The organism is Methylocystis sp. (assembly GCF_051061225.1).
In the GTDB taxonomy this organism is placed as follows: Bacteria; Pseudomonadota; Alphaproteobacteria; order Rhizobiales; family Beijerinckiaceae; genus Methylocystis.
The window spans coordinates 1-2,693 of record NZ_JBPFEB010000033.1 but is presented as its reverse complement, the minus strand read 5'-3'; the positions used below and the strand labels follow the sequence as shown (position 1 = coordinate 2,693).

The 2,693-nt window shown below is 63.0% G+C and carries 3 protein-coding genes; all 3 read left to right on the top strand.

Annotated elements, in window-relative coordinates; all coding sequences use genetic code 11:
* Positions 1 to 137 (top strand): methane monooxygenase/ammonia monooxygenase subunit C (locus tag ACR652_RS07750; RefSeq protein WP_434504844.1); only part of this gene is annotated, 137 nt, incomplete at its 5' end.
* Between the two features lie 326 nt (positions 138 to 463).
* On the top strand, positions 464 to 1,222 hold the full coding sequence (gene amoA / locus ACR652_RS07745; RefSeq protein ID WP_434505945.1) for a methane monooxygenase/ammonia monooxygenase subunit A: 759 nt from the start codon (positions 464 to 466) through the stop codon (positions 1,220 to 1,222).
* A gap of 156 nt (positions 1,223 to 1,378) precedes the next feature.
* Positions 1,379 to 2,638 carry a bacterial ammonia monooxygenase, subunit AmoB gene (amoB, locus tag ACR652_RS07740; RefSeq protein ID WP_434505944.1) on the top strand — a complete coding sequence of 420 codons (1,260 nt, stop codon included), beginning with the start codon at positions 1,379 to 1,381 and terminating at the stop codon, positions 2,636 to 2,638.
* Positions 2,639 to 2,693: the final 55 nt, after the last annotated feature.

Below are 2,693 nucleotides of genomic sequence, written 5' to 3'. Positions count from 1 at the left end.
TGTTCGTTGCTCCGCTGCACTGGGGCTTCGTGTTCTTCGGCTGGATGGCTCTCGGCGTGTTCGGCGTCGTGCTGCAGATCCTGATGCGCGTCCATGCGCTGGTCGGCAAGGAAGGCGTCGCCCTCCTGACCGAGTAATTCGGACACTGGCCGCCCGCGCCACGGGGCGCGGGCGGATGGTCCGAGCGGGATTTTCGCTACACCACAGACATGAAACTGTTTCTGCGCTGGCCGGAAAGGCGGGTGAAGGGGAGTTTTGTGTCGCGGCCCGGGGGTCAACCCCGGGTTGGGATAGGGGAAGGTTTCGCGGCGCGTCGTTTGAGCGTTGCGCAAGAGAAAACCGGATGCGGGAGCTTTACGGCTTTCGGGTTCGGGCGCGGGGTCCGGGTCGGGATCGTTTCGGACTTGCGGCAAAAGAAAGCTCGGCGCCTGACGGCGTCCGAGAAACACCAAGGAGAAGAGTGATGTCACAATCGAAAAGCGGGGGGGCGGTCGGTCCGTTCAACTCCGTCGCTGAGGCGGCGGGTTGCGTCGCGACGACGGACTGGATGCTTCTTGTGTTGCTGTTTTTCGCCGTTCTGGGCGGCTATCACGTCCACTTCATGCTGACGGCGGGCGACTGGGACTTCTGGGTTGACTGGAAGGATCGTCGTATGTGGCCGACGGTCGTGCCGATCCTTGGCGTGACCTTCTGCGCCGCCTCCCAGGCTTTCTGGTGGGTGAACTTCCGCCTTCCGTTCGGCGCGGTTTTCGCGGCTCTCGGCCTGCTGATTGGCGAGTGGATCAACCGCTACGTCAACTTCTGGGGCTGGACGTATTTCCCGATCAGCCTCGTGTTCCCGTCTGCCCTGATCGTTCCGGCGATCTGGCTGGACGTGATCCTGCTGCTGTCGGGCTCCTACGTGATCACGGCGGTTGTCGGTTCGCTGGGCTGGGGTCTGCTGTTCTACCCGAACAACTGGCCGGCGATTGCGGCGTTCCACCAGGCGACTGAGCAGCATGGTCAGCTGATGACCCTGGCTGACCTGATCGGCCTCCACTACGTCCGCACGTCGATGCCGGAATACATCCGCATGGTCGAGCGCGGCACGCTGCGCACGTTCGGTAAGGACGTTGTGCCGGTTGCGGCGTTCTTCTCGGGCTTCGTCTCGATGATGGTGTATTTCCTGTGGTGGTTCATGGGTCGCTGGTATTCCACGACCAAGGTCATCGACACCATCTGATGCGGGCTTGGCGACGGTTTCCGGACCGTGGCCCAACTCGAAAAGAGACCGCGACGGCGAGTGGTTGGATCGGCGATTTGGCCTGACCCGTTGCGGATGAACAAGTCGGCTGGCGCGCGAGGCGCCGGCCGGAAGGAGAACCTGGGAGGTTTGTTCATGAAAAAGCTAGTCAAGCTCGCCGCCATTGGCGCGGCGGCTGCTGTGGCTGCGACGCTCGGGGCTGTCGCTCCGGCTTCGGCCCACGGTGAGAAGTCGCAGCAGGCGTTCCTTCGCATGCGCACGCTGAACTGGTATGACGTTCAGTGGTCGAAGACGTCGGTCAACGTCAACGAGGACATGGTTCTGTCCGGCAAGGTTCACGTCTTCTCGGCGTGGCCGCAGGCGGTCGCCAATCCGCGCGTGTCGTTCCTTAACGCCGGCGAGCCCGGCCCGGTTCTGGTCCGCACGGCCCAGTTCATCGGCGAGCAGTTCGCTCCGCGTTCGGTTTCGCTCGAGATCGGCAAGGATTACGCCTTCTCGATCAACCTGCGCGGCCGTCGCGCCGGCCGTTGGCACGTCCACGCCCAGATCAACGTTGAGGGCGGCGGTCCGATCATTGGCCCCGGCCAGTGGATTGAGATCAAGGGCGACATGAAGGACTTCACCGATCCGGTGACGCTCCTCGACGGTTCGACCATTGACCTCGAGCACTACGGCATCAGCCGCGTTTATGCGTGGCATCTGCCGTGGATGGCGGTTGGCGCCGCCTGGATCCTGTTCTGGTTCATCCGGAAGGGCATCATCGCTTCCTACATCAAGGTTGCCGAGGGCCGTCCTGATGACGTGATCGGCGATGACGACCGTCGTATTGGCGCGATCGTTCTCGCTCTGACGATCCTGGCGACCATCGTTGGTTACGCTGTGACCAACTCGACCTTCCCGCGCACGATTCCGCTTCAGGCCGGCCTTCAGAAGCCGCTGACGCCGATCGAGACGGAAGGCACCGTTGGAGTGGGCAAGGAGCAGGTGACGACCGAGCTGAACGGCGGCGTCTACAAGGTTCCGGGCCGCGAGCTGACGATCAACGTGAAGGTCAAGAATGGCACGTCGCAGCCGGTTCGCCTTGGCGAATACACCGCTGCTGGCCTGCGCTTCCTGAACCCGTCCGTGTTCACCTCGAAGCCTGACTTCCCGGACTACCTGCTTGCTGACCGCGGCCTGTCGAACGACGACACGATCGCGCCCGGCGAGTCGAAGGAGATCGTCGTGAAGATCCAGGACGCGCGTTGGGACATCGAGCGTCTGTCCGACCTGGCTTACGACACCGACAGCCAGATCGGCGGCCTGCTGTTCTTCTTCACGCCGGACGGCAAGCGCTTCGCGGCTGAAATCGGCGGCCCGGTGATTCCGAAGTTCGTCGCGGGCGACATGCCCTGATCGAACAACGATCGCTGACATAAACGCCGGCCGGATCGAAAGATCCGGCCGGTTT